The organism is Sphingobacterium sp. lm-10, assembly GCF_023554555.1.
Classification (GTDB): Bacteria; Bacteroidota; Bacteroidia; order Sphingobacteriales; family Sphingobacteriaceae; genus Sphingobacterium.
Genome location: NZ_JAMJWC010000001.1, coordinates 1,396,795 through 1,420,487 on the forward strand (window position 1 = coordinate 1,396,795; position 23,693 = coordinate 1,420,487).

The window sequence follows — 23,693 nt, forward strand, 5'->3', positions numbered from 1 at the left end:
TAACCTGTTTTGAATAATTATGTCTGATATAAAACAAAAATATATAGCGTTAATACAAAAAAGAAGTGAAGAGAATGAAAAAGCTATCATGCTTCTGTTTGACCAAAATCTTATCGGAAATTGCATAGCGATATTAAGGCAAGAATTGGATTCTTTCATCAGAGTTATGTACTTGGGAAGAATTTCTGATTTTCATGAACGAGAAAGATTAATGAACCAGACCTTACTTGGAGAGAAATGGAGTATATTAACGCCTAATAACAAAATTAAGTACGTGACATATAGGGATATGGTAGAGAAATCAACTGAACTAAAAGGATATATTCAATATGTATATAAATTTGGTTGTGCTTTTATTCATTTGTCTGATTTTCACAACTATATAGAAGAAAATCCTTTTGAAAAACTTGACTACTCAGAACAATTTGACATAGTACTATACCTACATCAATATCATGGGTTTAACAGAAATAGCGAATTGACCGTAGAGAATATCTCTTATTTAATTCCGAATATTTTTGAAAAAATATCGAAAAATCTAACCTGCTATTTTAGTGCAATTTTATATGATGGCATGATAGAGATGTAAAAAAACATAGTTATAAGGTTTGTGTAGCCTCTGAAATAACTCTTGATTTTACTATTCTAATTTCTACTACTAAAAGAACTCACCTGCCATTGACCACACCGTCAATGGCTTTTTTTATATCCTCGCCAATCAATACATATTTTGAAAAGTCAAGCCCAAAAAGTTGTTTTAGGACTTTTTCGTCGTCCATATCACTGTGGGCAATTAATTTCATTGTAGGGTATTGACTTCTTAATTCCCGTAGTTGCTTCATGACATTTCTATCAAAAAAATCAAGGTCGATGATGCAAATATCGGGGTGCGTTTTTAATGAGGATAGCTGATTATTCCCCTCCATAATATTCTCAGAGCGAAATATAACATCCACACCGGAAGCAATGAGGTCGTTATTTATTAAATCCATTATTGGGCTTTTATCATTGATAAATCCAACGGTAGTTCGGTTTATGTCCTTAGTCTCCATATTGACGTAGTTTTTATTTTGTATGGAGTGCCTGCAACAAAAAAAGCGCAGGCAACTACACTTACCGATACTAAGGCACTGGTACGCCTGACCCCGAATAAGCGAGCGCCCACGCCATAACGTGAGCGTCCTTACTTATTGTCTCGGGGTTTAAAAATTACCAGTTTTTAGTATCGAGACTTAAAGCAAAAACACTTTAAGATTTTTATATTTTCTGAAAGCAAAGATAACAATGTAGATTTTCCTACACAATATCAGAACTTTGATTTTGGGAGTTTACAAACTAAAAAGCCGAACAAACTATAAAATATTCGTAAGTCTGCGTTTTCAGTTATCGTATCGGACTATTCTTTTTCAATGATTACTTCCTGAAAGCCACTATCAACTGTAGTGTTGGTTTTTAAAGGGTCTTCGACAAGAACGTCTTTGTACGCAATATCAAAGTCCGGCTTAACGATAAGCCTTAGCGTTCCTTCATCTTTGAAATCTTTAGAAACTAATTTCCAATTTACCAATATGTCACACTCTTTTGGGGCAGGTTTTATAAAGAAATCATTTGAAGAAAAGCTATCATCACCAACTAAAATTGTTCGTTTTGGCACTACTTTACCAGACATGGGGTCAGTCCAAAGGATAACGTCAGAAACGTAATGCCCGATGATAGTAAGTTCTCTCAACCCTTTTGTTTCATTACTTTCCTTGAGGTCTATCACTTCACCTTCAAAATCAAAAAATACCTTAAATTCCTCTATGGGGTCAAGACCAATATTATGAACTTGAAAATATAGTTTACAATAACTCAAATTGACCTGTGTAGCGTATGATGGAGTAGAAAGAATTAGCGGTGTAGCATATAAATTTTGCTGTTGTCGATGGAAAAAACTTAAAGGGTCACCATAAGGTAACTCAGGTACAATTTTCTGTTTGTAATTCGTTATAGTCTTCTTATACTTTGGATTTAGTACCAATTCCGTCAACCCATCTTGGAAAGTTATCTTAACATTTTTATTGCTTTTGAAGTTTTGGCTTTTCACATACCAATCATGGGTCTGTCTGTTTTCATCTATAAGGTCAACGATATCTTCCCAAGCAAAAATGTGGATTTCGAACAAACCTTTTGTTATATTCTCAAGATTTTTAGTCCTGATAAATTCTTCTATTCCTGCATCTTTAACAGCAGTTGTTGCGAAATAGAGTTTTTTAAGAGCTGGTTGAAACTTTTGTACTTTTTCAATCTCATCAATGATTTCTGCTTTCGTGAATTGCTTATGGGTGTATTCATCTTTACCTTTACACTGTACTCCATAATATCTGTCTTCACCGAACGGAACACCATATACGTCTACCCCATGTTGTTCCTGACCATTACGACCATTCTTTTTTGTTTCAGGACAGTTCCAAATTTCTCCCCACAATTTCTTGCAAAGCGTTTCAAAATCCTGCCAATTTGCAGGTCTTCTTAGTGTTAATGGTGCTTCCATAAAGACGGTAAAGGTTATGCGATTATTTAATTCTACTATATCTAATTTTATATATTAAGCCTATCGAGGGCTTTGTATTTCAGTCGTTGGCGATGTCGTTTCTTTTTTCTCTCGTGAATATACCCATAACGACAATACTCCAAAAATAATCAAAGCATAGGCTATCCATTTGCCGACACGTTCCATAAACTTAATGGCAACTGATTTTTCATAGCTTGAAAAGCCCTCAGCTCCCATAGGGCTTCGCCTGTAAACTTCCTACGGTTAATCCAATAACGCAGACCCAAGCCCAAAACCAAAAATATTATACCTATTACCAATGATGAAGTCATAACGATAAGCTATTTGTTTCTACTGTTTGAATTTACTAAAAAACATGGAAATAAGAGACTTCAAAAATGAAAAAATCCTGTCCACATCGGACAGGATTTATAGTGTCAATCCATACTGTTAAACTGAAAGCTGAATTGCTTTTCGTTCCCGAAATTGTCTGAAATCCAAATATCAAATGACTGTGATACGGTGGATTGCGAGGTGTAATACAGCCTAAATTGTGTCTTTGGCAATATGTACAGGTCATTGGGCATATACGGCGGTTCGCTGTAATAGCGCAATGCCCCCTGTCCGTCAAACTGGAAATAGCGGATAAAGTATTTCGCATTGCTGAAATTGCCCGACCGCTGAACGGTAATCCGTATTTCAACGGTCTGTCTGTTCGCTACCTCTTTGGGTACAGGCATCACCTGTATCTCAAAAGGGTAATTCTGCCTGATGTCGAGTTCGTCTTTCTCACAGGAGGTCAGCACCACGGCGCAGACCAACATCGCCAAGAGCATGAACATTGCCTGCAAATGTAGCCCGTACTTTCTGATTAATATTTTCATCGTAAATCAGTTTTAAAAGTTAAACCTTAGTCCAATCCCTGCCGATGGACGGAACTGTTTCAAATCCGTACCCCATAATACTTTTGTCCGCCCTTGCAGGAGCAGGACAAAACGGTCGGACAGGTACGTTTCGAGCGTGAGCCGTCCGCCAGTGCCGTAAACAAAATTGTCTTTATCGAGGATGGTCGAGCCATCCGGCAACATGGCTTCGCTCCGGTTGATGGTTTCGTAACCTGCCACGGCTGTAAGCCCTGCATTCAGCGTAATGGTCTTTCTTGCATCCCCCATTAGCTGAAGACTGTAACCCACCTCGCCCGTGTAGGTTTCGAGCGGTATCAGTACATCCCTGTAACCGGAAAACTGATGGGTGTACTCCGCACCCCATATCCAGTAATAGCCGTTCTTTCCGTTCACGGTCAACATCAGATTCAGATAGTAATTGTCGCTTATCTCTTTGGACAACATACCTGCGTTTACTTCCAATCCCTTTTGTTTGGGGAGCATTCGCTGTGCCTGTACCGCTGTCATGCTTAGCATGGCAAGCACCACGGCAAAAATGTATCTCATCATTGTTCGTTCTTTTTGGGTTAATTAATCTTTAGGTACATATCGCTTATCAGCTTGGCGTGTACGAGGTCGGAGTTTTCCACCTGCAATACCTGTTGTCTGCCCCCGTTCTTTTCAAAGATTTCGATAATCAGAACCTTGTCATCCGTGATGGTAAACTGGTCAAGCAGGAACACGTTTTGGTCGGTGGTATTGCCCGTTATTTCATCGAGCGTTTTGTACATACGCAACGGGTTCATTGCCTTTTCCTGTACCACGGTACGCTTGGCGACTTTCTTGTCCACGACCTTGAAATTCACAAAATCAATGTTGAACGGCACATTGCTTTTGTTGCGCAGTTCCGTATGGAAATAGAATTTTCCGTTATGGACGTAGATACCTTTTAGCAGGAATTGTATGCCGTAACTTTTTGCCCCGATATGCTTCACAATCCTTTTATTCTTTTTGTAAATAGTTTCCATGAGCAAGCCTGCCAGTGACGGCGAATTGCCCCCCAATTCCTCAAACAGGACATCGTTGCCGTTTTCCCTGTCGGATGCTTTTTGCATGGTCAGTAAATCATAATTCAGCGTTGCAGGATAAGGGCTGTAAAAGACATTGAAATTGTAAAACCGACCATCGTCCGTGATGACCGAAAAATTGGTTTCCTCGTCAAAATCCCTTACGCTTGCCTTAATGCGCAGTACGTTTTCCGCATCCTCGGCTTTGCCTGCAATAAGGTATTCACTGCCCAAATCCACGTAGCGGATAGCGGACGGGAATATGAGGTGCGAGGTTTTGCTGTACGTCACCTGCATTTCGTAAGGGTCAACCTTGCCCATGCTCAATTTTGTTGTACTGGATGCAATCTGCTGTGCATTTGCACCTGTGATAAAGACCGTTAAACAGACCATTGCCATGAGGCTTTTAACTATTGCGTTCATATCGTTATTATTTATTTTTTTAATGGAGATATGGAATGTTCATGTGTGTTTGTTTTTTTGGAAACATGAACATTTCATTTTCTTTCTGATTTTAGTTAAACATTAATTTTTTGAAACGAGGAATAGCTGATGACCGGCTTTGACGGTTACTTTCGGTGTCCTCACTTTCTTGGAGAAGTACCCCGATACCCCTTGCACCACGCCACGGGAAAGGTCGCCTGCCATCTGTTGCCCTGCCGAGCGTGTCATCATGATACTTGTTCCACCCGTTTGGCTCATGTTGGAGGCAATCTCGGTAAGCGCATTCATTTCGGGGGAGTACGGCACATATAGCCCTTGCTGTCCGTTCACATCATACACGGTTATATCGACCGGAATAATGTTGCCCTCAAATTCGATGGATGTTACCTTTAACTGCAACCTGCCACTTTGGAACTTGGCGTTAGCCGTCAATACCGTTCCTGCCGGAATGGAACGGACGGGAGTTTGCGCCGTTTCCAACAAACGCAAACGGACACCGCTTTCACCCGTCACGACCTGTGTTTCCTGCACCACCGCCCTAATGCTGTTTTTTGGTTGTATGACCTGTTCCGAAACGCCTGCCGTATAAAAGCCACGGTTTCGGGTTTCGTTCCAGTCTGCCAAAAAAGCATTGTCGGTCGGCTCACGGTACAATGCGGAAACCGCATTTTTCCTTACAGGGGTGAACGCCACAAAATGTTCCTTTTGCGAGGCACTCTTTGCCGAAGCTGTTGTGTCCGTATTACCTGTCTGTGCCGGAGTTGAGGGCAGGTGACGGGATGCCATCTCGTATGACTTTTCCATCAAAGCCAATTGGTCTTCCACGGTCGTTACAGGCGGTACGTCTTTTTCTGCCAGTTGTTCTTTCAGTTCCTCAACCTGCCTGCGGAGTTCCTGCGTTTCGTAATCGTTGTTGTCGTAGAACGAGGTCAACGTATTTTGCGCACTGCGGTAACTGTTCAGAGCAGGGTTGCTGTTCCTACGTGTACCACCGCCGTAAGCGTAGCCGTCTTCGTAATCCTCATCCGGTAGCTCCGCTTCCGGATCGGCGGTACTGTCTTCGCTCCAATAGTCGGACAGTGACAGGAGCGCATTACGCTTTTCCTCCATTTTCTGTTCGAGCATTTCCTGTTCATAAGCCTTTTGCTTATCGGATTGAAGCCCTGCATCGCTCGCCTGCGGTACGGCATCGTTCAGACCAATATCCTCAACCGTTTTCCTATCGGAGGATGGTTTGAAGATTAAATACATACAGCCGAAGAACACCACGCCCATAAGGGCAAAAATGATGGGCTTTTTAAACTTTTCGGCTTTGTTCTGCGCACCGTCCTGCGGTGCATCCATTCCGTTTTTTGGGTCGTCATCTTCGACCAAAAAACTTACCCTTTTGTTTTCACTGTTTTTCATCTCTATAATTTGTTTTTTAAAGGCGATGAAGCTTGCATGAGTTGATGTAATTTCCCTTTTAGGGGCAACTCATGCAGGTTTCATACATTTTACGTTTTAAGATTTTGTTAATACTGTCCTGCGGAGAAACCGAGGATTTGTTTTGCCTGTTAATCGGGTTTTCGATATGCTCTATCGTCATGGTATTATCGGATTGTGCTACATCGTAGCACACTTTCAACAGTACGGCAACGGACAATAGCGCATAGCCCAAAAAGAGCAGTAGCGTATAGCGGTGCTGTTTTTTAACAGGCATCGCTCGCCACTGTCCATAGAGCCTGTCAAACCAATTATTGATTTCTGTTCTTAGATTTTTCATGCCTTGACCATGTTTAGTGCTTGAAACGCCTGTTTTGGGAAGTAGCCTTTTGTGCAGGTGCATCGCTGACCATAGCGATTGCTTCCTTTGCTTTGGGAGCGGTCACGACCGACAGGTCGGTCAGTTCCGATTGTTTCAGCACTTGCCCGTAACAGTCTTTTTTCGCAACTTCCATGCTGTTAAGGAAGAATTTGCCGTTTAGGTACTTCACCCTCATAAGGCATTCTACCCTGGGCAGGTCTTCGCCTGCCCATTGCAGAAAGCAGGTCAGCAACAACTCCTGTTTAGCTACACCTTTGGGGCAACCTGCGAGATATTCGCTGATGCTTGCTTTCAGTTTTCCGGCATACGCACCCTGCGTATGGAAATAGCCGTCATACCCTTTGGCGATAAGGATTTTGGCGAACGTGTTCAAATCTGATATTGCTTCCATAACCTTGGTTTTAGCGGTCTATGATTTCTACATCACTGTTTCCCAACACGGCAAACTTTTCGATATTGAAGCCCTGCGGATTGTTGTCCGAACGGACGGAGTTCACGAGATAGCAGGAGGTCACAAGGTTTCGTCTTGTGACATTGCTTGACCGGATAATAAATTGTTTCGAGTACGTCCTAACGGCATAGGGATAGGTATCGAAGTTGCAGACCACGCTGTCCACTTCGATACGCTGTTGCACATTGCCCGAAATGATACGGTTGTAGTACCCTTTTTCCGAAAGGTCTTTGTAATAATCAAAAGCCGATTTGTCGGCAAGGTTAAAAGCCCTTTTCATGTTGCTTTCGATGGCGTTCTTATCGGGTGCGAGCGTAAAGAACAGTTCATGGAAACGCTTAACGTGTTCCCGTGCCTCAACAGGTCTGTTAATGCTTGCATCCTGTGACAGTGCCAGCATCAATGATTTGCCGTTGTCCAGTACATAAACTTTTTGGCGTTGTGCCTCGGCAAACTGGTAGGACTGCCAAACGGCATAACCTACCACAGCGATGCAGAGTACGGCAAATACAATGGCGTACAGCCGTATTTGCCTAAAGCTGTTTTCGATATTTCTTAGTGTCTTAAATTCCATTGCTTCTTGATTTTTATTTGTTCATTAACCTGCCACCGATATTGCCTGCCACCGCACCCGTTCCTGCTCCGGCGATGTTTCCGGTCTTCGATGCCGTCTGATTGACATTGCGCATGAAGTTCCCTGCGCCTCCGGCTTGGATAACCCAACCTGCCACCGTTGGTATGGTGAAATAGCCGACTATCCCAATTATCATGAAGATGATATACACGGTATTGGATGTATCGGGTATATAAGTGGGGTCGGCAAGCATTTCAATATCCCGTTCGATGATAAGGGATTGTATCTTGGCGAGCATGGAGCTGAACATATCGGCGATGGGCAACCACAGGTACACACTGATGTATCGGGTCAGCCATTGCGTAAGTGTGGATTGAAAACCATCCCATACACTTATCGCAAAGGCTATCGGCCCGAGTATGCACAGCACGATAAGAAAGAATGTCCGTATGGTATCTATCACCAGTGCCGATGCTTGGAAAAGTATCTCCAATAGATTGCGAAACCATTCCTTTATGGCTTTCTCAATCTTGTAGGCTTGTCTGTCAAGGTACATTCCCGACATGGTAGCCAAATCGGACGGCGACCATCCCAATTCGTCCAGTTTCTTATCAAATTCCTCATCGCTTACGAGGTAAGCGGTTTCGGGATTGCGGAGCATCGCCTCTCTCTCCAACAGGTCTTTTTGTTGCTGTAACTGGTTGAGGTCAAGCACTTGGTTTTCGAGCATGGCGTGTGTTCCTTTTACCACCGGAGACATTACCGCATTGATAGTTCCCAATACGATGGTCGGGAAGAACATAATGCAAAGCCCGATGGCGAAAGGTCGCAGGAGCGGAAACACGTCTATCGGTTCTGCACGGCTCAATGCCTGCCAAACTTTCAGTGCCACGTAGAACAGTGCGCCCAATCCGGCGATGCCCTTAGCCACTGTCGCCATATCGGCGGACAGTGGGAGCATCTCATCGTAAAGCGAGCGCAGGAGTTCGTGAAGATTGTTCCATTCCATAGCTTACCAGTATTTTTGTTCAGCAGTTCCGTACAGTTCAAGCACCCTTTTGGTGTTGTTCTGTTTTTTAGCCCTTAATATGCTCACGGAAATGTTTTTGTTGGTATAATAGCGGACAAGGCTGTGATAATCCTTGACCTCTTTGTAAACCTTGTCGATGATGTCCATACGCTCTTTATCGTTCAGCGAAAGCGAGGTCGAGGAAACAATCTGTTTCAGTTCTTTGAGCAGTTCGGTACTCTCGTTCAGAAGCGTAGAATAACCGTTGGCGATTGCCGTCAGTTCCTGTGGACTGAAATTGGGGTCGTTCATCATCTTACCGAAATTCTGCACGTACATTTCGGACACATCCCCTACGAGCAACACGGTCTGTTGCACTTTTCGGGCATCTTTCACCAAGTTGCTTACGGCTTTCAGTTTGTCGTAATACTCCTTGCCCTGTTCGTACACTTTTTTTACTTCGTTGAAATTTTTGATGGTATTAGATACCGTGGACGAGGTCTGCACAATTTCATTTGCACTGTTGATGATACCCGATGCCAGATTTGACGGGTCAACAACAATCCATTGTGCTTTTGCGGACGGTGCAACGGCAAGCATAAATGCCGTACATACCAGTAACATTACTTTTTTCATTGTCTCTGATTTTTTTAAATGATTAATAATTATTTGCGTTCTCACGTCTCTGTTGGGCAATGCGTTTTATCGCCAGTTCCACATTACCGTCCAGTTCGGATGCCAGTTGCATGACTTCCATTTTTTCGGTTTCCTCGGTGGTGTACGCCAAATATTCTTCGAGCGAAACCTCTGTGGCATACACGGCGGAATGCGTACCGCCAAGCCCAATCCATACCTCTTTGTAAAGCCTTGACGGGTCATTGTTCTGATTGATGGAAAGGATTTGGGATTTTTCCTTTTCTGTAAGCCCCAACATTTCCTGTATCGCATCGAATTTGTTCATGTACTTGCGTTGGTCAAGCAGGATTTTACAGTCGGAATTGTTGATGATACTTTCCTTGACCACGGGTGACTGGATGATGTCGTCCACTTCCTGCGTGACCACGATAGCCTCACCAAAAAATTTGCGTACGGTCTTAAACAGGTACTTGATGTACTCCGCCATGCCCTCTTTGGCGATGGCTTTCCACGCTTCCTCAATCAGTATCATTTTGCGCACACCTTTGAGCCTGCGCATCTTATTGATGAATACTTCCATAATGATGATGGTCACTATGGGAAAGAGGATTTTGTGGTCTTTAATCGCATCAATTTCAAACACGATAAAGCGTTTGGAAAGCAGGTCGAGTTGCTTGTCTGAATTAAGCAGGTAATCGTACTCTCCGCCTTTGTAATAGGGTTCAAGCACGTTCAGAAAATTTGCGAGGTCAAAGTCTTTTTCCCTTACCTGTTTGTCTTCCAGTACCTTTTTATAGTCACCCCGTACATACTCGTAAAATCCATTGAAAGAGGGATATTCATCGCTTTGCTTGATACGGTCGATATAACCGCTCACGGCATTGGACAATGCCACTTCCTCTGAACGGGTCGGCGGTTCATCGTCACGCTTCCAAAGCGTAAGGATGAGCGTTTTGATACTTTCCCTTTTCTCGATGTCGAATACGCCGTCATCCGTATAAAAGGGATTGAATGCTATCGGGCTGTCTTCGGTGTAGGTAAAATACACACCGTCTTTTCCCTTTGTCTTTCCCTTAATCAGTTCGCACAGCCCTTGATAAGAGTTGCCCGTATCGACCAATAGTACATGAGAGCCTTGCTCATAATACTGCCTCACCATGTGATTGGTGAAGAATGATTTTCCACTTCCAGTTTGGAGGGTTGGCGGGCTACTCAATTAAGAATAGCCCGCCAACCCCCAGATGGGCCTAACACGAAGCGATTGCGATTTGTGATAATGCCTCGCTTCATAGGCAAATCTGATATATCCAAATGGATGGGCTTTCCTGTCAATCGGTCTGCCATCTTGATACCGAAAGGCGATGGCGAATTTTGGTAGTTGGTTTCCTCGGTGAAGAAACACAGGGCAGGTTCGATGAACGTGTAGAAACTTTCCTCTGCCGGAAAGTCACCTGCATTGCCTACCATGCCTGCCCAATACAGCGTAGCAACATCTACGGTGTTATGCCTTGGTTTGCACTCCATCAAAGCGAGCGCACTGCCCGTGTCGTTCTTTAGCTGTTTGAGTTCGTTCGGGTCATCCGACCATGCCATCACATTGAAATGCGCACGGATGGAGGAAAGCCCGAAGCTGTGCGCTTCGTTCAGATACCTTTCAATCCACTCTTTGTTAATCTGATTGGCACGGCTGTACCTCGCCAGTGAGTGCATATTCCTTGCGGACTTTTCAAACTTGCGCAGGTTCTCATCGCTGTTGTCCAAAAACAGGTATTGGTTATAGATATGGTTACAGCTAAGGAGCAAGCCGACCGGAGAGGCAAAGGACAGCAGGCAATCGCTCCTGTCCGTGGACAGCTTTTCATACCTCGTATTTGCCGATACCGTGTTGGGCAAATCGTATGTATCGGACAGGGTGTGCAGGCACAGCCTTTTGTTGCCGATACGCACGTCCTCGCTTCCCAAAGATATATCCTGCATGGGCGTTCCGGCTTCCCTCGACAGGGTAAGGTACTGTTCGAGCAATCCCTGTTGGTCGCCTGTGCCGATGATGTCATCTTCGGTCAGGCGTTCCAGTTGCACAAAACCGCTATCATTGACGATGCGCTCAAACTGTGCCACCGTTTCCATGAACTTTCGGACGGTTTCTTTATCCCTTATTTCTTTCGGGATAAGTACGCCTTTGCAAAGCGAACTAAAGTTGCTTTGCGCTCGCATCCGCTCTTTGGTCGTCTTGGTCAAAAAGAGATAGCAGTAATGGTTTAAAAAAGGACGTTCGTTGAAATGTTGCTGATAGGACTTTGCAAGGAAACTCAATCCGTCCTGTGCAATATCCGGCGCATAACTTTCCTTGATGTACCAGTCCTGTTTATGGACAATGGTATAGTCCGGCAGGGTTTTGATAGCCTTGTGCCACGCCGAGTGTATGGCATCATATTCCGCCGAAGCTACCGTAAACAGTTCCGGCAGGTGTACACGAAAGCAAGCCGTGATGTCCGCATCCTTTGAAATGATGCAGTTGTGTTCCACCGCCAGTAATGGAAACTTGCTTTCCAACGTTGTGGCTTTTCCTGTATTTCTCATAAATGACTGGATTTAGAAGTGAATTTTAAATAGCGGTGTACGGCTCTGCAACAGATGATGTATTTCGGATGCCTTTTCTTTGCCCCGACTTTCATCAATCCGTATTCGCCGTATTTGCCGTTCAATGCGAATGTTTGCCAAATGATGAGCGATGCACCGCCTGCCCCGATGAACAGGCACACGTAGGAGTTTACGCCTGCCATGTACATAACCATCACGAGGATAAGCACGCCGAGCAGACCACCTGCGAAGATGAACAGGTACTGTGCTTTCAATCCTTTGAACTCGACCGTTCTGCCGATACCTTTATTGATATTGTAATTGCTCATAATACGCCAGCTTAAAGGAAGAATGAGCGGAGAATGGTCGCCGCTACGATTAGGAAGATACAAGCCCCAAACCACGATGCCGCAGTCTTGCTTGTATCGGGGTCTCCGCTACTAAATTTGTTGTACACCTTTACGCCTCCGATTAACCCGACCACAGCCCCAATCGCATAGATTAATTGGGTTGCAGGGTCGAAGTAACTCGTTACCATCTGCGTGGCTTCGGTGATACCTGCCGAGCCGTTGCCCTGTGCGAACACGCCGAATGCCGACAGGAGCGCAACGCCTGTCAGCAACACTTTTTTGCTTTGTTTTTCCATGATTTAACTGAATTAAATTGTTACTACTTTCCCACCTCGTGCGGGCTTTCGCAACAAAAGTCTTATAGAAATCGAAGCGTTATGGGAAAGTGGAAATCCGTGGAATTAATTGGCAGTGAGTGGCGTTTATTAATAATTCACCTGCTTGTTTATTAGCCAATATTTCTTAAATTTGATTTATTTAGACAAGTCTTAAAAATTCAATCATGACTTTAGGTAAATACATAAAAGAATTACGGGAAGAAAAAGGGTTATTTATAAGAGAAATTGGGGCATACTTAGAACTGGATAATGCTTTTATTAGTAAGGTTGAGAATGAAGAAAAGCTATTGCCGAAAAAACATTTGGAAAGGCTTGCTGAATTTTTGGAAGTACCATTAAATGAATTATTGGTTTTGTGGCTCTCTGACAAAATACGAGGGATTATAGACGACAAAGAAAATGGTATAAAAGCATTAAAAATTGTGCTGAAGGATTTAAAAAGAAAACCGTTATAACTTCAGCACTACCAACAACAAATACTGTATCAAAAAATTAAAGTTATGAGTAATATAGGTTCTTTTTGGGGTAAGTGGGATTTACATTTACATAGTCCATACACAAATATGAATTGTCAATATAATTGTGGAGTTGACGTATTTTGCAAGACTATTAAAGACAAAGATTTAAAAGTAATTGGCTTAACCAACTATTTTATCATTCACGAAAATGAATATAACGAGATTGTAGCAGAATTGGGAAGTGACGTATATGTCATTCCAAACATTGAGTTTAGAACAAATGATATTAACGGTAGTGGGGAGTACATAAATATACACGTACTATTCAATCCTGAAACTATTTCCATTAAGGCTATAAACGAAACTTTAGCCAGAATTGAGTTAAATAATATTGCATCTTCGACATCTGTTTATTGTAACTATGATAGTATAAATTCAATTGGTTTCGATAAAGTGACCATTTCTATTGACACTTTAATATCTCAATTAAAAAAAGACTTCAACAGCTCGGATTATTTAGTTGTTGGCGTACCCAATGGTTATGGTGGTTTTCATCCAAGTAGTAAGCCAAGAAGTGTTGAATTGGCTAAAAAGTTAGACGAACTTTCACATATTATGTTTGGTCGAAAAGAAGATACCGCATTCTTTTTGAGTACAGATAACGATAGAGCTAATCTTGGGTTTAAGCCGAAACCAAATGTAGTGTGTAGTGATGCACATTCTATTGGCAATATTGGGGGTAAAACAACTTGGATAAAAAGTGAACCTATATTCGAGGGGCTGAAACAGATTTTATTTGAGCCAAAATATAGAATTGATAATAACGATGCAATTAGGAAACCTTATAGAACAATTGACAGTATCAAATTTAATCTTCCCAAAACTACTGTACTTAAAAATTTACAGACAAATACAGAGCAAGAATTTTGTTTGACCGAACTAAAAGAAGAAATATTTTTTAGTCCCTATTTCACTTGTATTATTGGCGGTCGTGGTGCAGGGAAAAGCACAATCATAAATCTTATAGCAGAACGGTTGGGCGAAAAAACAGAATTTTTCGAAAACAATAAAATATCAGTTGACGGAAAAGACATTCTTAAAAACAACACTGAAGAATACGTTACGATTTCGGGGACAAATGAAATAGAATTTATTAGTCAGGGCAAAGTGGAAGAACTTTCATCAGGCAACAAACTCACAGATTTAATTTTCAACGAACGTATTAAAGCAGTTGTAAGTGACTATTTAGAAAAAGAAAAAATACTTAGTTCAAAACTTCAACTGATAGATGATAGCGTTAAAATAATATCAGATATTGTATCATTAAGAACGGATTTAGAACAAAGGAAAACATCTTTAGAAAACGATAAAAAAATTGTTTCTTCAATAGAGAATGAGAAATATAAAGAACTATCACAAAAAGTAAATGAAGTAACTGCCGAAATTGAAAAAATAAGCCAAAATAAAGAGTTGTATCATGATTTCTTTTCACAACTAACAGAATTGTGCTTGTCAATAGACATGAACAATAATACTGATGAATATGGACAAAGATTGGTTGATATAATAAACCACATTGATGCTATTGATGAAATAACACGTTTTAGTGATGAACAAGGAATAGGCTATAAAACAACCCTAAAAGCTTTTCCAAACACAGATAAAGTTTTGGAAGATAAAAAAGCAGAGTTGGCATCATTAAAGCAACAAATCGTGGATTATTTTACTTCAATAGGGAGTACACCGGACAGTATTGCCGATGTAGATAGAGCTACTTCAAATATCGCAACCGTAACAAATGAAATAGCAGAACTCAATAAAAAGATACTCTCAAAAAAAGAGCAATTACAAAAACATAACGAGCAGACTTCGGATATAAAAGAAATAGTCCAACAATGTGTGGAAATCATTAATACACGTCTTGAAGCTATAAATAACGACTTGGATATTACTAACGACAATGTAGAAAAGATTAGTTTTAAATACGACTTTCATAATGAAAAGTATAGAGATAGATTAAACCAAGCTTTTAAAAATCATTTTCAGTCATATCACAAAGCCAGTTTATCTTGGGATAATATTTACTGGTGTTTAAGCCAAATAGAACCTAATGAAGACCTTTTAAACCTAACTTATGAACAGTTTATAGAACAACTTAATAAAAAGCAGATTGATAGAAATTCGCTTTATGGCAGAGTGTTTTATGAAATATTTGAGAAGAAATCAAACTTTGCAATTTATAAGCAATTAATAAGGCTGAACCTCTACAACATTTCTGAAAATGTACAAATAATAGGTTTCTATGGTAAATCCCCTTTAACATCTTGTTCTTTCGGTCAAAGATGTACCGCAGTTGTTGTAACTTTGCTTATGACAGGTGTTAAACCATTACTAATTGATGAACCAGAAGCACATTTAGATAATAGATTGATTGCGGAATATTTAGTTGATTTGATTAAAGAAAAGAAAAATGAAAGACAGATAATTTTTGCTACACACAATGCCAATTTTGTAGTAAATGGAGATGCTGAGCTTATCCATATTTTGGAAATACCAAAGGAAAAAGTCTTTACAGAAATCATATCAACTACCATAGAGAACCTTGCTCATAGAAAAAGTTTACTTAAATTGGAGGGAGGAGAAGAAGCTTTTAAGAAGCGAGACAGAAAATTACTCTCAGGATTTGCTTTGTAATATGAAATACATTGGGGAGTTTGCTTACACAAACTCCCCAATGTCGAAATCCTCAAAATCACTTTTCCGCAAATCGGGAGAACTGAAATCCGTTCCGGCGGAGAGGCTCTTGTCCAACAACTCTGCAATCTTCCGTGAAGCCCCATCCATTGAGTTTTCGAGCAGACTTAACAATTCCGTTCCCTGTAATCGCTGAACTATATCCACCGCTTTCTGTTGCTGGGCAGGTTCAAGTGTATCTTGCTCCAACCATGCCCCCACGGTCGTCAGTTCATCAAAGGTAACCCCTGTGGCAAACTCATTGTCGCTGTCCTCAAACCCGTACTCATCCCATTCGTCTTCCTCATTTTCAAAATCGGACATACTCCCGAAAACTTCATCCGGCTCTCCCTCTATCTGCGGATTTTCCAATCCAAAACCTATCCCATAGGTTTCTGTACCAAAATTATCAGCTATCCCGTCACGTTCGCCCGATTGTCTCTTTGTGGCATCCGGTGGCAAGGTGTGGCGTTCCACAGGCTTGGGAAGCCCCATAATATCCGGCAGGTCGGGGCTTTTCTTTTCCGGCTTTATTTCCCTGCGGACGTTCTTATGGATGACCACCTTATCTTTCAGCAAAAGGATAATGACGATGATAAGGCATATTACAATCAATGTTTCCATAGCTATAATATTGGCTTTTGGTTTCGGGCATGGATTGTATTTATTTCCTCGCCGAAATCCTCAAAGTGGTGTTTCAATACACTGTGCAGGTAATCGGTAAGCGTAATTTCTCCCTCTCCGATAATACAGACGATGCGGGATAATTTCTTGTGGAAGTCGGGGCAGATGTACACTGACTTTCCGCACCTTGCGACAACTCCGGTCGGTCTTAAAAAAACCGACTTATATCGGGCTATGCGCAGTACCTTTTTAGGTTGGTTTTGCTGTTGCTTTTTCATAATCGAATATTTTAAAAAATGGGTTTAAACTTATTGTTGAAATCATCGGTAATGGCTTTCTCGAACTGTTCAAAATGATGTTCGAGAATATTGTCCAAATAAGCGTACAGAGGTATTTTATCCTCGCCGATAACCTGCACGATACGGGAAAGCCGTTCGTGGTATTCCTGCCGGATGTAGATGCTCTTATCACCACGGCGTGTCATGGTATGGCTGTTGAGGAAACGCTCGCCATAGCCCGTATCAGAAGCCCTCTTTTGTCGGGTGCGCTCTTTGGCTACGGGCTTTTCCGTTGACGTTTCATTTGTCGGCTCTGCGCTTGGCTCTTGCGGTGCTACTGCCTGTTGGGGCTTCTTTGTTTCGCCTGCCATGATGGACATGAGATACGCCTCGTCAATCGGAGCATTCGGCTTTTTCTTATTTTCATTTTCCATAGCGGTTACAGTTTGACGGTTCTTAGAAATTCACTGATGAACAAGTCCAAGCCGGAGGCTTTCATCAATCTTTTGTCGGGGGGCAATAGCGTGGAGCGGAAGACAGTTTTTGCCGTTGTCTCGCTTTCCTTGCGGAAGCGTTTGCTATCGGCAATGCGTGTTTCCATTGCTTGCAGTCCGACCTCGTTAATGACGTTGCCGTAGATTTCGTACAGTTGCGATTTTTCCCTGCCATCGACCATGTTCCAAAACAGCCGTATGGTTTCGATGGAGGTCTGACCTTGTTTCATAAGGACATTGGTCAGCACATCGGTAAAGCTCAATGTGCTTTCCATGACTACACGGTCTGCCGTGATGGGCGAAAAGATGTGGTGCATTCCTGCCAGTGTGTTCAGCAAGCCCGAAGTGTTCACCGTTCCGGTCAAATCAAAGAAAACCACATCCACGGGAACGGTCGAGGACTGTATGAATGCTTCCGCATCCGTTAGGGCATTGTCAGCCTTGCTTTGCAGTACCGGATAGGCTTTCTTGTTGATGGTGGAAAATTGGCGGTGTGCCAGTTTTTTCAGCACCTCGTTCTGCATGACCGCTTTCAAATCCCGTTCCCTCATCTGACAGATGCTGTGCTGTGGATAATCACAGTCAAAGACGGCTACATTATAACCCATTTGGTAATGGAGTATGCTTGCCGTAACCGTTGTAAACGTGCTTTTCCCAACGCCCCCTTTTTGGCTTGAAAAAGCAATAAATTTTGTCCTGTTTGTTGCTTCCATTTCTATTCTATTTTTAAGTTTCTATTTCCGTGGACTGCCTGCCGTCCTGCATGGAACAGGGCTGTCATCCCTGCATACTGTCCGGCAGTCTTGATACAATCCCGTCTGTCGGGCTTGCCATCGTTCGTTCAATCAGCCGTGCCGTCATTCCGGCTTTCACACGGGCAAGACCGATGGCTTACCTGTCGTCCTGTCTGTTGGAATGGCTACCGGATAGTTTTCATGCCGTCCGGTATTCGTGCCTGCCGAGCGGAACGCCGTCATGTGTTCCGGCATTCCTGCGCTCCGTCTTTCACAACTGCCATCTGGAGCGGATGCCTGCAAACAGGCTTGCGTGACTGATAGCGCAAAGAAGCAGGTTATTCCGCTCCATTGATTTAAAGCGGTAATCCACGGCATTTTTTGGCAATGTTTGGTCGTGGCGGATAGGTCAATGCTTTGAAAAAGCTACCCTTACTTTGTAAGGGCTTAAATGCAAAGGGTGAATGGATAAATCATTGGAGAATGGAAGTTATGGGCGGAACGGCGCAAAGCCGTTTTTTTCCGCTTTACCCAATCCGCATCCGCCGATAGGCGGACGGATTTTCTGTTCACCCGAACAGAGCAAGTTATGTTTTGAGGCACTCGAAACCCGTTTCGTGCCTCAAAACCACTTGCCCTTGCAGGGAGCTTTAAAACACCCTCCGAAGTCGGGGTTTTGTTGAATATTAAAATGGATTTTATAATGAATGGAAAAGAGAAAAAGGAACAGAACAAAGGTGGGCGCAAGCCTAAAGCAAACCGAAGCATCCACCGTTATGTATTTCGTCTTACGGACGAAGAAAATGCCAAATTCCTTACATTTTTCGAGCAATCGGGAATGAAAGTAATGGCACATTTTATTACAGCCTGCATCTTTCAGAAGCCAGTCAAGACCGTAAAAATTGATATGGATGCAGTCGATTTTCATACGAGGCTAACCAATTTTTACAGTCAGTTCAGAGCGGTTGGCGTGAATTACAACCAAATCGTGAAGATACTTTACCGCAATTTCTCGGAGAAAAAGGCATCGGCTTACCTCTTTAAACTGGAAAAGCAGACGGCAGAAATGGCGGACTTGTGCCGGAAAGTGATTGAGCTAACACAGGAATTTGAAAAAGAACACCTGCAAAAACACAAGTAATATGATAGCAAAGATTGGCAAGGGTGAGAATTTGTACGGTGCTATTTCCTATAACCAAAAGAAGATTGATAGTGAAAACGGGCAGGTTTTGTTGTTGAACAGAATACCCGAAACGTTGGATAATACCTATTCGACCGCTTACCTGCACCAGTGTTTTGAGCCGTATCTGTCCGCAAATATCAAAACGGAAAAGCCAGTGCGCCACATATCGCTGAACCCTGATCCTGCGGATAGGGTCAGCGATGGGCAGTTCGTAAAAATGGCGCAGGAATATATGGAGCGCATGGGGTATGGCAACCAACCTTATATCGTTTTTAAGCATACCGATATTGAGCGCACCCATATCCACATCGTAACGGTCTGTGTGGGTTTGGACGGAAAGAAGCTACCGGACAGTTACGACCATCCACGTTCGATGGCAATCTGTCGGGATTTGGAACAAACGTACAATCTTATACCTGCAACGGAAAAACAGCGCACCGGAAACGAGCAGGTATTCCGTCCGGTGGATTACAGAGCCGGAGACGCTAAGAACCAAATCGCATCGGTAGTGCGACACCTGCCGAAGTATTACGGGTACGCAAGCCTCGGCGCATACAATGCCTTGCTTTCACTTTTCAATATCACCGCCGAGGAAGTCAAAGGGGAATTGCACGGACAGCCTAAAAACGGGCTTGTCTATTTTGCATTGAACGAACAGGGAGAAAAAGCGAGCAATCCTTTTAAAGCATCCCTTTTCGGTAAGCAGGCAGGACTGGACGAACTGCAAAACCAATTCGCAAAGGCTAAGGAGAAAATGAAAGCCGACCCCACAAGAGCCGAACTCAAAAGCACCATTGAAGTAGCGATGCACACCGCCACTAATGAAGCCGATTTTAAAAAGCAACTGTTGGAGCAGGGCATCAATGCCGTGGTACGGCGCAACGATGAGGGGCGTATCTACGGTATGACTTTTATCGACCACGAAAGCCGTACCGTTTGGAACGGTTCAGCTTTGGGCAAAAACCTATCGGCGAATGTTTTTAATGATTGGTGGAATGAGCAAGCGGTCGGGCAACGCCAAGAAGCTGAAAAAGCAACCGCACAAAACCAGTCGCCAACCGCAGGTAACAGCACCGCCGTAGAGAGAGAAGAAGCCCACGCACTTTTTAACTTCCTTAATAAAGAACAGCAGACCGATGATTTATTGATAGACGGATTGGGTGGGCTACTGCCGGAGGCACAGGGCGAAGACTACGAGGAACAGGAATTTGCCAACCGCATGAGGAAAAAGAAGAAACACCGAAAACGGGGAAGACAACAATAGCTTTTTTGACCATCAAAGACCAGGATTAACATCTTGGTCTTTGTGGTTTTTAAAGTTACTGTCAAACTAAGCCACCAAAAGCCATCCGCCCTCCCTTTGTATAAGTGCTTTTAAATAGCCTCTAAATTCCCTGCATCACTAAATTTTTTTGTTATGCAGGGAGAAGACGATTTGAGAGGATTAGCCAAAATCATGGCTTTTATGCGTGCCGTAAGTATTCTTTTGGTACTGATGCACTTTTATTGGTTCTGTTACGGGTTCTTTGCCGAACGTGGGTGGACACTGGAAATTATCGGTAAGATACTGACCAATTTCAACCGTACCGCAGGGCTGTTTGCCCACACGCTTTACACTAAGATTTTTGCATTGCTATTGTTGGCGTTAAGCTGTCTTGGTACTAAAGGCGTAAAGAATGAAAAGATAACATGGGCTAAGATTTACACCGCCTTAGTTATCGGCTTTGTGCTGTTCTTTCTGAACACGCCATTGTTAAAGCTGTCAGCAGGGATTGCCACATCGCTTTACATCCTTACAACAAGTTTGGGTTATATAGCCTTGCTCATGGCAGGGGTATGGATGAGCCGACTACTCCGCAACAACCTGATGGACGATGTTTTCAATAATGAAAACGAGAGTTTCCAACAGGAAACCCGTCTGATAGAAAATGAATATTCGGTCAATCTTCCCACAAGGTTTTATTACAAAGGCAAGTGGAACAATGGATGGGTTAATATCGTCAATCCTTTTCGAGCTTCGATTGTACTTGGTACTCCCGGCTCCGGAAAATCCTACGCCATCGTAAACAACTACATCAAACAACATATCGAAAAGGGCTTTGCGATGTATATCTACGATTTCAAGTTTGACGACCTGTCCACGATTGCCTACAACCATTTGCTGAAACACTCCGATAAGTATAAAGTAAAGCCCAAGTTTTATGTTATCAATTTTGACGACCCACGCCGAAGCCACCGATGCAATCCGCTAAGTCCTGCCTTTATGACGGATATATCCGATGCTTACGAAGCCTCTTATACCACCATGCTTAACCTCAACAGGTCGTGGATTTTGAAGCAAGGGGATTTTTTCGTGGAAAGCCCAATTATATTGCTTGCCTCAATTATTTGGTTTCTGAAAATCTATGAAGACGGAAAGTATTGCACGTTCCCACACGCTATTGAATTGCTGAATAAAAAATATGCAGACGTGTTTACGATACTGACCTCATATCCCGAACTCGAAAACTATCTTTCAGCTTTCATGGATGCGTGGCAGGGCGGAGCGCAAGACCAGTTGCAGGGGCAGATAGCATCGGCAAAAATTCCATTGTCACGGATGATTTCGCCACAGCTTTATTGGGTGATGACGGGGGATGATTTTTCGCTGGACATCAACAACCCCCAAGACCCAAAAATCTTGTGCGTGGGCAATAATCCCGACCGTCAAAATATCTATTCGTCCGCTTTGGGATTGTACAATTCGAGGATTGTAAAACTCATCAATAAGAAAGATAAGTTAAAGAGTTCCGTTATCATAGACGAGTTGCCCACGATATATTTTCGGGGTTTGGATAACCTTATCGCAACAGCTCGTAGCAATAAGGTAGCGGTGTGCTTGGGCTTTCAAGACTATTCACAGTTAATAAGAGATTACGGAGATAAGGAGAGCAAGGTCATTCAAAATACGGTAGGCAATATTTTCTCCGGTCAGGTAGTGGGCGAAACAGCCAAGAACCTAAGCGAGCGTTTCGGCAAGGTCTTGCAGAAAAGGCAGAGTATGACCATCAACCGTAATGACAAATCCACTTCTATATCCACCCAATTGGACAGCCTTATTCCGGCTTCCAAAATATCTACCTTGACACAGGGAATGTTTGTCGGAGCAGTATCGGACAACTTTGATGAGCGCATCGAACAGAAAATATTTCATGCTAAAATTGGCGTGGATAACGAAAAGGTTTCTGCCGAAACCAAAGCCTATAAAAGGATACCGCAGATATTATCCTTTACCGATGAATACGGCAATGACAATATGAAGCAGGTCATTGAAGCCAATTATAGACAGGTCAAAGCGGACATTGTGCATATTGTGGAAAGCGAAATGGAGCGTATCAAAAATGACCCCGATTTACAGCATTTGGTGCAAGAGGATTAGCGTATTTATACGTATTAATAATTTGCCGATTGAAAAAAACTCATTTTTTTTGGAGGGGAATAATAGCTTTCCTAAATTTGCATAATTAGTTATGTAATCAGATATAAAGACATGAATGTATTTGAAAGAACAGGAAAAATGGCATTGGGTAGCCGATTACGTTCTCTGACAGCAAAGTTCACCGATGATGGAGCAGGTATTTACGGGCTATACGATATGGAGTTCGTGCCTAAATGGTTTCCTGTGTTTTTTGTTCTTTCAGAAGATGGCGAAAAAACAATTACCGAAATAGCTTTAGAAATCGGACACTCTCAACCCTCTGTTACCAAAATCATTAAGGAAATGGCTATGACAGGCTTGGTTAAAAATAATCTTAAATCAAAAGACAAACGGAAAAACGTTGTAGGATTAACCGAGAAAGGTATTGCCCTTACCGAAAAACTGAAAGAACTTTATCTTGACGTTGACAGTGCAGTAGAGAACGCCATTAACCAAGCAACTTTTAACCTTTGGGAAGCTGTTGCGGAGTGGGAGTTTTTATTGGAACAAAAGTCTTTACTGAAGAGAGTACAGGAACAGAAGAAACTTCGTGAAAGTAAAAATGTGCAAATTGTTGATTATACGCCGAAATACAAAACAGCCTTCAAATCGCTTAATGCAGAATGGATTTCCAAATACTTTGAAATGGAGGAAGCTGATTACAAGGTTTTGGACAATCCCGAAAAACACATTTTGGGCGAGGGAGGAAAAATATTGGTTGCCTTATATAATAATGAGCCACACGGGGTATGTGCATTGTTGAAAATGGATGACCCGCAATATGATTTTGAGATGGCTAAGATGGCTGTTTCTCCAAATGCGCAGGGGAAAAATATAGGTATGTTATTAGGAAAAGCAATTATTGAAAAAGCAAAGGAAATGGGGGCATCAAAAATATATCTCGAAAGTAACACAATTTTGAAGCCCGCTATTAATTTGTATTACAAGTTGGGGTTTCAAAAAATATCGGGACACCCATCACCTTATAAACGTGTGAACATACAAATGGAATTGGACTTAACCCAATATAGATAATATATAAAAAGTATAATATAAATC

General features: G+C 42.5%; 25 protein-coding genes and 1 pseudogene. 7 read left to right on the forward strand and 19 right to left on the reverse strand.

Features of this window, described 5'->3' with window-relative positions:
- The first annotated feature begins 19 nt into the window (after positions 1 to 19).
- Positions 20 to 589, forward strand: a complete 570-nt coding sequence (locus M8998_RS05485) for a hypothetical protein (protein ID WP_249991135.1) — start codon at positions 20 to 22, stop codon at positions 587 to 589.
- Between the two features lie 79 nt (positions 590 to 668).
- Here the strand turns inward: M8998_RS05485 and M8998_RS05490 are convergent, their stop codons facing one another.
- From M8998_RS05490 to M8998_RS05560, 14 genes and pseudogenes are all read right to left on the reverse strand, one after another.
- Entirely contained in the window at positions 669 to 1,052 is a 384-nt protein-coding gene (locus tag M8998_RS05490; protein WP_249991137.1) for a DNA-binding response regulator, read from the reverse strand.
- Positions 1,053 to 1,396: 344 nt separating this feature from the next.
- Positions 1,397 to 2,533 carry a hypothetical protein gene (locus M8998_RS05495; protein ID WP_249991139.1) on the reverse strand — a complete coding sequence of 379 codons (1,137 nt, stop codon included), beginning with the start codon at positions 2,531 to 2,533 and terminating at the stop codon, positions 1,397 to 1,399.
- Positions 2,534 to 2,970: 437 nt separating this feature from the next.
- Positions 2,971 to 3,375 (reverse strand): DUF3872 domain-containing protein, encoded by a 405-nt coding sequence (locus tag M8998_RS05505; RefSeq protein WP_502957362.1) that lies wholly within the window; start codon positions 3,373 to 3,375, stop codon positions 2,971 to 2,973.
- A 54-nt stretch (positions 3,376 to 3,429) separates the two neighbouring features.
- A complete protein-coding gene (locus tag M8998_RS05510; RefSeq protein ID WP_249991143.1) occupies positions 3,430 to 3,987 on the reverse strand; it encodes a conjugal transfer protein TraO in 558 nt (185 codons plus the stop codon).
- A 17-nt stretch (positions 3,988 to 4,004) separates the two neighbouring features.
- Complete coding sequence (gene traN, locus M8998_RS05515; protein ID WP_249991145.1) at positions 4,005 to 4,907, reverse strand: conjugative transposon protein TraN; 903 nt, start codon at positions 4,905 to 4,907, stop codon at positions 4,005 to 4,007.
- Positions 4,908 to 5,009: 102 nt separating this feature from the next.
- Positions 5,010 to 6,335, reverse strand: a complete 1,326-nt coding sequence (traM, locus tag M8998_RS05520; protein WP_249991147.1) for a conjugative transposon protein TraM — start codon at positions 6,333 to 6,335, stop codon at positions 5,010 to 5,012.
- Positions 6,336 to 6,393: 58 nt separating this feature from the next.
- Positions 6,394 to 6,693 carry a nitrogen regulatory IIA protein gene (locus M8998_RS05525; RefSeq protein ID WP_249991149.1) on the reverse strand — a complete coding sequence of 100 codons (300 nt, stop codon included), beginning with the start codon at positions 6,691 to 6,693 and terminating at the stop codon, positions 6,394 to 6,396.
- Between the two features lie 13 nt (positions 6,694 to 6,706).
- On the reverse strand, positions 6,707 to 7,126 hold the full coding sequence (locus tag M8998_RS05530) for a hypothetical protein (RefSeq protein ID WP_249991151.1): 420 nt from the start codon (positions 7,124 to 7,126) through the stop codon (positions 6,707 to 6,709).
- A gap of 10 nt (positions 7,127 to 7,136) precedes the next feature.
- Entirely contained in the window at positions 7,137 to 7,760 is a 624-nt protein-coding gene (gene traK / locus M8998_RS05535; protein WP_249991153.1) for a conjugative transposon protein TraK, read from the reverse strand.
- Between the two features lie 13 nt (positions 7,761 to 7,773).
- Positions 7,774 to 8,769 carry a conjugative transposon protein TraJ gene (traJ, locus tag M8998_RS05540; protein ID WP_249991155.1) on the reverse strand — a complete coding sequence of 332 codons (996 nt, stop codon included), beginning with the start codon at positions 8,767 to 8,769 and terminating at the stop codon, positions 7,774 to 7,776.
- Between the two features lie 3 nt (positions 8,770 to 8,772).
- Entirely contained in the window at positions 8,773 to 9,405 is a 633-nt protein-coding gene (locus M8998_RS05545; RefSeq protein WP_249991158.1) for a DUF4141 domain-containing protein, read from the reverse strand.
- Positions 9,406 to 9,427: 22 nt separating this feature from the next.
- Positions 9,428 to 11,985: pseudogene (locus M8998_RS05550) on the reverse strand (TraG family conjugative transposon ATPase).
- Positions 11,982 to 12,314 carry a DUF4133 domain-containing protein gene (locus M8998_RS05555; protein ID WP_249991160.1) on the reverse strand — a complete coding sequence of 111 codons (333 nt, stop codon included), beginning with the start codon at positions 12,312 to 12,314 and terminating at the stop codon, positions 11,982 to 11,984. Before M8998_RS05555 ends, M8998_RS05550 begins: the two are co-directional and overlap by 4 nt.
- Before the next feature lie 11 nt (positions 12,315 to 12,325).
- Positions 12,326 to 12,631 (reverse strand): DUF4134 domain-containing protein, encoded by a 306-nt coding sequence (locus tag M8998_RS05560; RefSeq protein ID WP_249991162.1) that lies wholly within the window; start codon positions 12,629 to 12,631, stop codon positions 12,326 to 12,328.
- A 206-nt stretch (positions 12,632 to 12,837) separates the two neighbouring features.
- Here M8998_RS05560 and M8998_RS05565 point away from each other — a divergent pair, with 206 nt between their 5' ends.
- Both M8998_RS05565 and M8998_RS05570 read left to right on the forward strand, forming a co-directional pair.
- Complete coding sequence (locus M8998_RS05565; protein ID WP_249991165.1) at positions 12,838 to 13,128, forward strand: helix-turn-helix domain-containing protein; 291 nt, start codon at positions 12,838 to 12,840, stop codon at positions 13,126 to 13,128.
- Positions 13,129 to 13,173: 45 nt separating this feature from the next.
- Complete coding sequence (locus M8998_RS05570; RefSeq protein ID WP_249991167.1) at positions 13,174 to 15,825, forward strand: TrlF family AAA-like ATPase; 2,652 nt, start codon at positions 13,174 to 13,176, stop codon at positions 15,823 to 15,825.
- 24 nt (positions 15,826 to 15,849) lie between these two features.
- On the opposite strand, the gene M8998_RS05575 is transcribed toward M8998_RS05570, so the two are convergent.
- From M8998_RS05575 to M8998_RS05595, 5 genes are all read right to left on the reverse strand, one after another.
- Complete coding sequence (locus M8998_RS05575; protein WP_249991169.1) at positions 15,850 to 16,488, reverse strand: conjugal transfer protein TraD; 639 nt, start codon at positions 16,486 to 16,488, stop codon at positions 15,850 to 15,852.
- Between the two features lie 2 nt (positions 16,489 to 16,490).
- Positions 16,491 to 16,766, reverse strand: coding sequence for a DUF3408 domain-containing protein (locus M8998_RS05580; RefSeq protein WP_249991171.1), 276 nt, complete (start codon positions 16,764 to 16,766; stop codon positions 16,491 to 16,493).
- A gap of 11 nt (positions 16,767 to 16,777) precedes the next feature.
- The gene (locus tag M8998_RS05585; RefSeq protein ID WP_284040087.1) at positions 16,778 to 17,200 is read right to left on the reverse strand and encodes a DUF3408 domain-containing protein; all 423 of its coding nucleotides are present in this window, start codon (positions 17,198 to 17,200) and stop codon (positions 16,778 to 16,780) included.
- 5 nt (positions 17,201 to 17,205) lie between these two features.
- Complete coding sequence (locus tag M8998_RS05590) at positions 17,206 to 17,973, reverse strand: ParA family protein (RefSeq protein ID WP_249991175.1); 768 nt, start codon at positions 17,971 to 17,973, stop codon at positions 17,206 to 17,208.
- A gap of 156 nt (positions 17,974 to 18,129) precedes the next feature.
- Positions 18,130 to 18,372, reverse strand: a complete 243-nt coding sequence (locus M8998_RS05595) for a hypothetical protein (protein ID WP_249991177.1) — start codon at positions 18,370 to 18,372, stop codon at positions 18,130 to 18,132.
- 325 nt (positions 18,373 to 18,697) lie between these two features.
- Between M8998_RS05595 and mobA the strand changes: the two genes are divergently transcribed.
- The 4 genes from mobA to M8998_RS05615 all read left to right on the forward strand — a co-directional run bounded on the left by mobA (position 18,698) and on the right by M8998_RS05615 (position 23,669).
- The gene (gene mobA, locus M8998_RS05600; RefSeq protein WP_249991179.1) at positions 18,698 to 19,135 is read left to right on the forward strand and encodes a conjugal transfer protein MobA; all 438 of its coding nucleotides are present in this window, start codon (positions 18,698 to 18,700) and stop codon (positions 19,133 to 19,135) included.
- A 1-nt stretch (position 19,136) separates the two neighbouring features.
- Complete coding sequence (mobB, locus tag M8998_RS05605; protein ID WP_249991181.1) at positions 19,137 to 20,441, forward strand: conjugal transfer protein MobB; 1,305 nt, start codon at positions 19,137 to 19,139, stop codon at positions 20,439 to 20,441.
- 153 nt (positions 20,442 to 20,594) lie between these two features.
- The gene (gene mobC / locus M8998_RS05610) at positions 20,595 to 22,595 is read left to right on the forward strand and encodes a conjugal transfer protein MobC (RefSeq protein ID WP_249991183.1); all 2,001 of its coding nucleotides are present in this window, start codon (positions 20,595 to 20,597) and stop codon (positions 22,593 to 22,595) included.
- 111 nt (positions 22,596 to 22,706) lie between these two features.
- A complete protein-coding gene (locus tag M8998_RS05615; protein ID WP_249991185.1) occupies positions 22,707 to 23,669 on the forward strand; it encodes a bifunctional helix-turn-helix transcriptional regulator/GNAT family N-acetyltransferase in 963 nt (320 codons plus the stop codon).
- The last annotated feature ends 24 nt before the right edge of the window (positions 23,670 to 23,693 follow it).

What these genes read in the sequence shown, in the direction of transcription:
- M8998_RS05485 (WP_249991135.1), top strand. Translation starts at nt 20, where the DNA reads ATGTCTGATATAAAACAAAAATATATAGCGTTAATACAAAAAAGAAGT.
- M8998_RS05490 (WP_249991137.1), bottom strand. Translation starts at nt 1,052, where the DNA reads ATGGAGACTAAGGACATAAACCGAACTACCGTTGGATTTATCAATGAT.
- M8998_RS05495 (WP_249991139.1), bottom strand. Translation starts at nt 2,533, where the DNA reads ATGGAAGCACCATTAACACTAAGAAGACCTGCAAATTGGCAGGATTTT.
- M8998_RS05505 (WP_502957362.1), bottom strand. Translation starts at nt 3,375, where the DNA reads ATGTTCATGCTCTTGGCGATGTTGGTCTGCGCCGTGGTGCTGACCTCC.
- M8998_RS05510 (WP_249991143.1), bottom strand. Translation starts at nt 3,987, where the DNA reads ATGATGAGATACATTTTTGCCGTGGTGCTTGCCATGCTAAGCATGACA.
- traN (WP_249991145.1), bottom strand. Translation starts at nt 4,907, where the DNA reads ATGAACGCAATAGTTAAAAGCCTCATGGCAATGGTCTGTTTAACGGTC.
- traM (WP_249991147.1), bottom strand. Translation starts at nt 6,335, where the DNA reads ATGAAAAACAGTGAAAACAAAAGGGTAAGTTTTTTGGTCGAAGATGAC.
- M8998_RS05525 (WP_249991149.1), bottom strand. Translation starts at nt 6,693, where the DNA reads ATGAAAAATCTAAGAACAGAAATCAATAATTGGTTTGACAGGCTCTAT.
- M8998_RS05530 (WP_249991151.1), bottom strand. Translation starts at nt 7,126, where the DNA reads ATGGAAGCAATATCAGATTTGAACACGTTCGCCAAAATCCTTATCGCC.
- traK (WP_249991153.1), bottom strand. Translation starts at nt 7,760, where the DNA reads ATGGAATTTAAGACACTAAGAAATATCGAAAACAGCTTTAGGCAAATA.
- traJ (WP_249991155.1), bottom strand. Translation starts at nt 8,769, where the DNA reads ATGGAATGGAACAATCTTCACGAACTCCTGCGCTCGCTTTACGATGAG.
- M8998_RS05545 (WP_249991158.1), bottom strand. Translation starts at nt 9,405, where the DNA reads ATGAAAAAAGTAATGTTACTGGTATGTACGGCATTTATGCTTGCCGTT.
- M8998_RS05555 (WP_249991160.1), bottom strand. Translation starts at nt 12,314, where the DNA reads ATGAGCAATTACAATATCAATAAAGGTATCGGCAGAACGGTCGAGTTC.
- M8998_RS05560 (WP_249991162.1), bottom strand. Translation starts at nt 12,631, where the DNA reads ATGGAAAAACAAAGCAAAAAAGTGTTGCTGACAGGCGTTGCGCTCCTG.
- M8998_RS05565 (WP_249991165.1), top strand. Translation starts at nt 12,838, where the DNA reads ATGACTTTAGGTAAATACATAAAAGAATTACGGGAAGAAAAAGGGTTA.
- M8998_RS05570 (WP_249991167.1), top strand. Translation starts at nt 13,174, where the DNA reads ATGAGTAATATAGGTTCTTTTTGGGGTAAGTGGGATTTACATTTACAT.
- M8998_RS05575 (WP_249991169.1), bottom strand. Translation starts at nt 16,488, where the DNA reads ATGGAAACATTGATTGTAATATGCCTTATCATCGTCATTATCCTTTTG.
- M8998_RS05580 (WP_249991171.1), bottom strand. Translation starts at nt 16,766, where the DNA reads ATGAAAAAGCAACAGCAAAACCAACCTAAAAAGGTACTGCGCATAGCC.
- M8998_RS05585 (WP_284040087.1), bottom strand. Translation starts at nt 17,200, where the DNA reads ATGGAAAATGAAAATAAGAAAAAGCCGAATGCTCCGATTGACGAGGCG.
- M8998_RS05590 (WP_249991175.1), bottom strand. Translation starts at nt 17,973, where the DNA reads ATGGAAGCAACAAACAGGACAAAATTTATTGCTTTTTCAAGCCAAAAA.
- M8998_RS05595 (WP_249991177.1), bottom strand. Translation starts at nt 18,372, where the DNA reads ATGCCGTGGATTACCGCTTTAAATCAATGGAGCGGAATAACCTGCTTC.
- mobA (WP_249991179.1), top strand. Translation starts at nt 18,698, where the DNA reads ATGAATGGAAAAGAGAAAAAGGAACAGAACAAAGGTGGGCGCAAGCCT.
- mobB (WP_249991181.1), top strand. Translation starts at nt 19,137, where the DNA reads ATGATAGCAAAGATTGGCAAGGGTGAGAATTTGTACGGTGCTATTTCC.
- mobC (WP_249991183.1), top strand. Translation starts at nt 20,595, where the DNA reads ATGCAGGGAGAAGACGATTTGAGAGGATTAGCCAAAATCATGGCTTTT.
- M8998_RS05615 (WP_249991185.1), top strand. Translation starts at nt 22,707, where the DNA reads ATGAATGTATTTGAAAGAACAGGAAAAATGGCATTGGGTAGCCGATTA.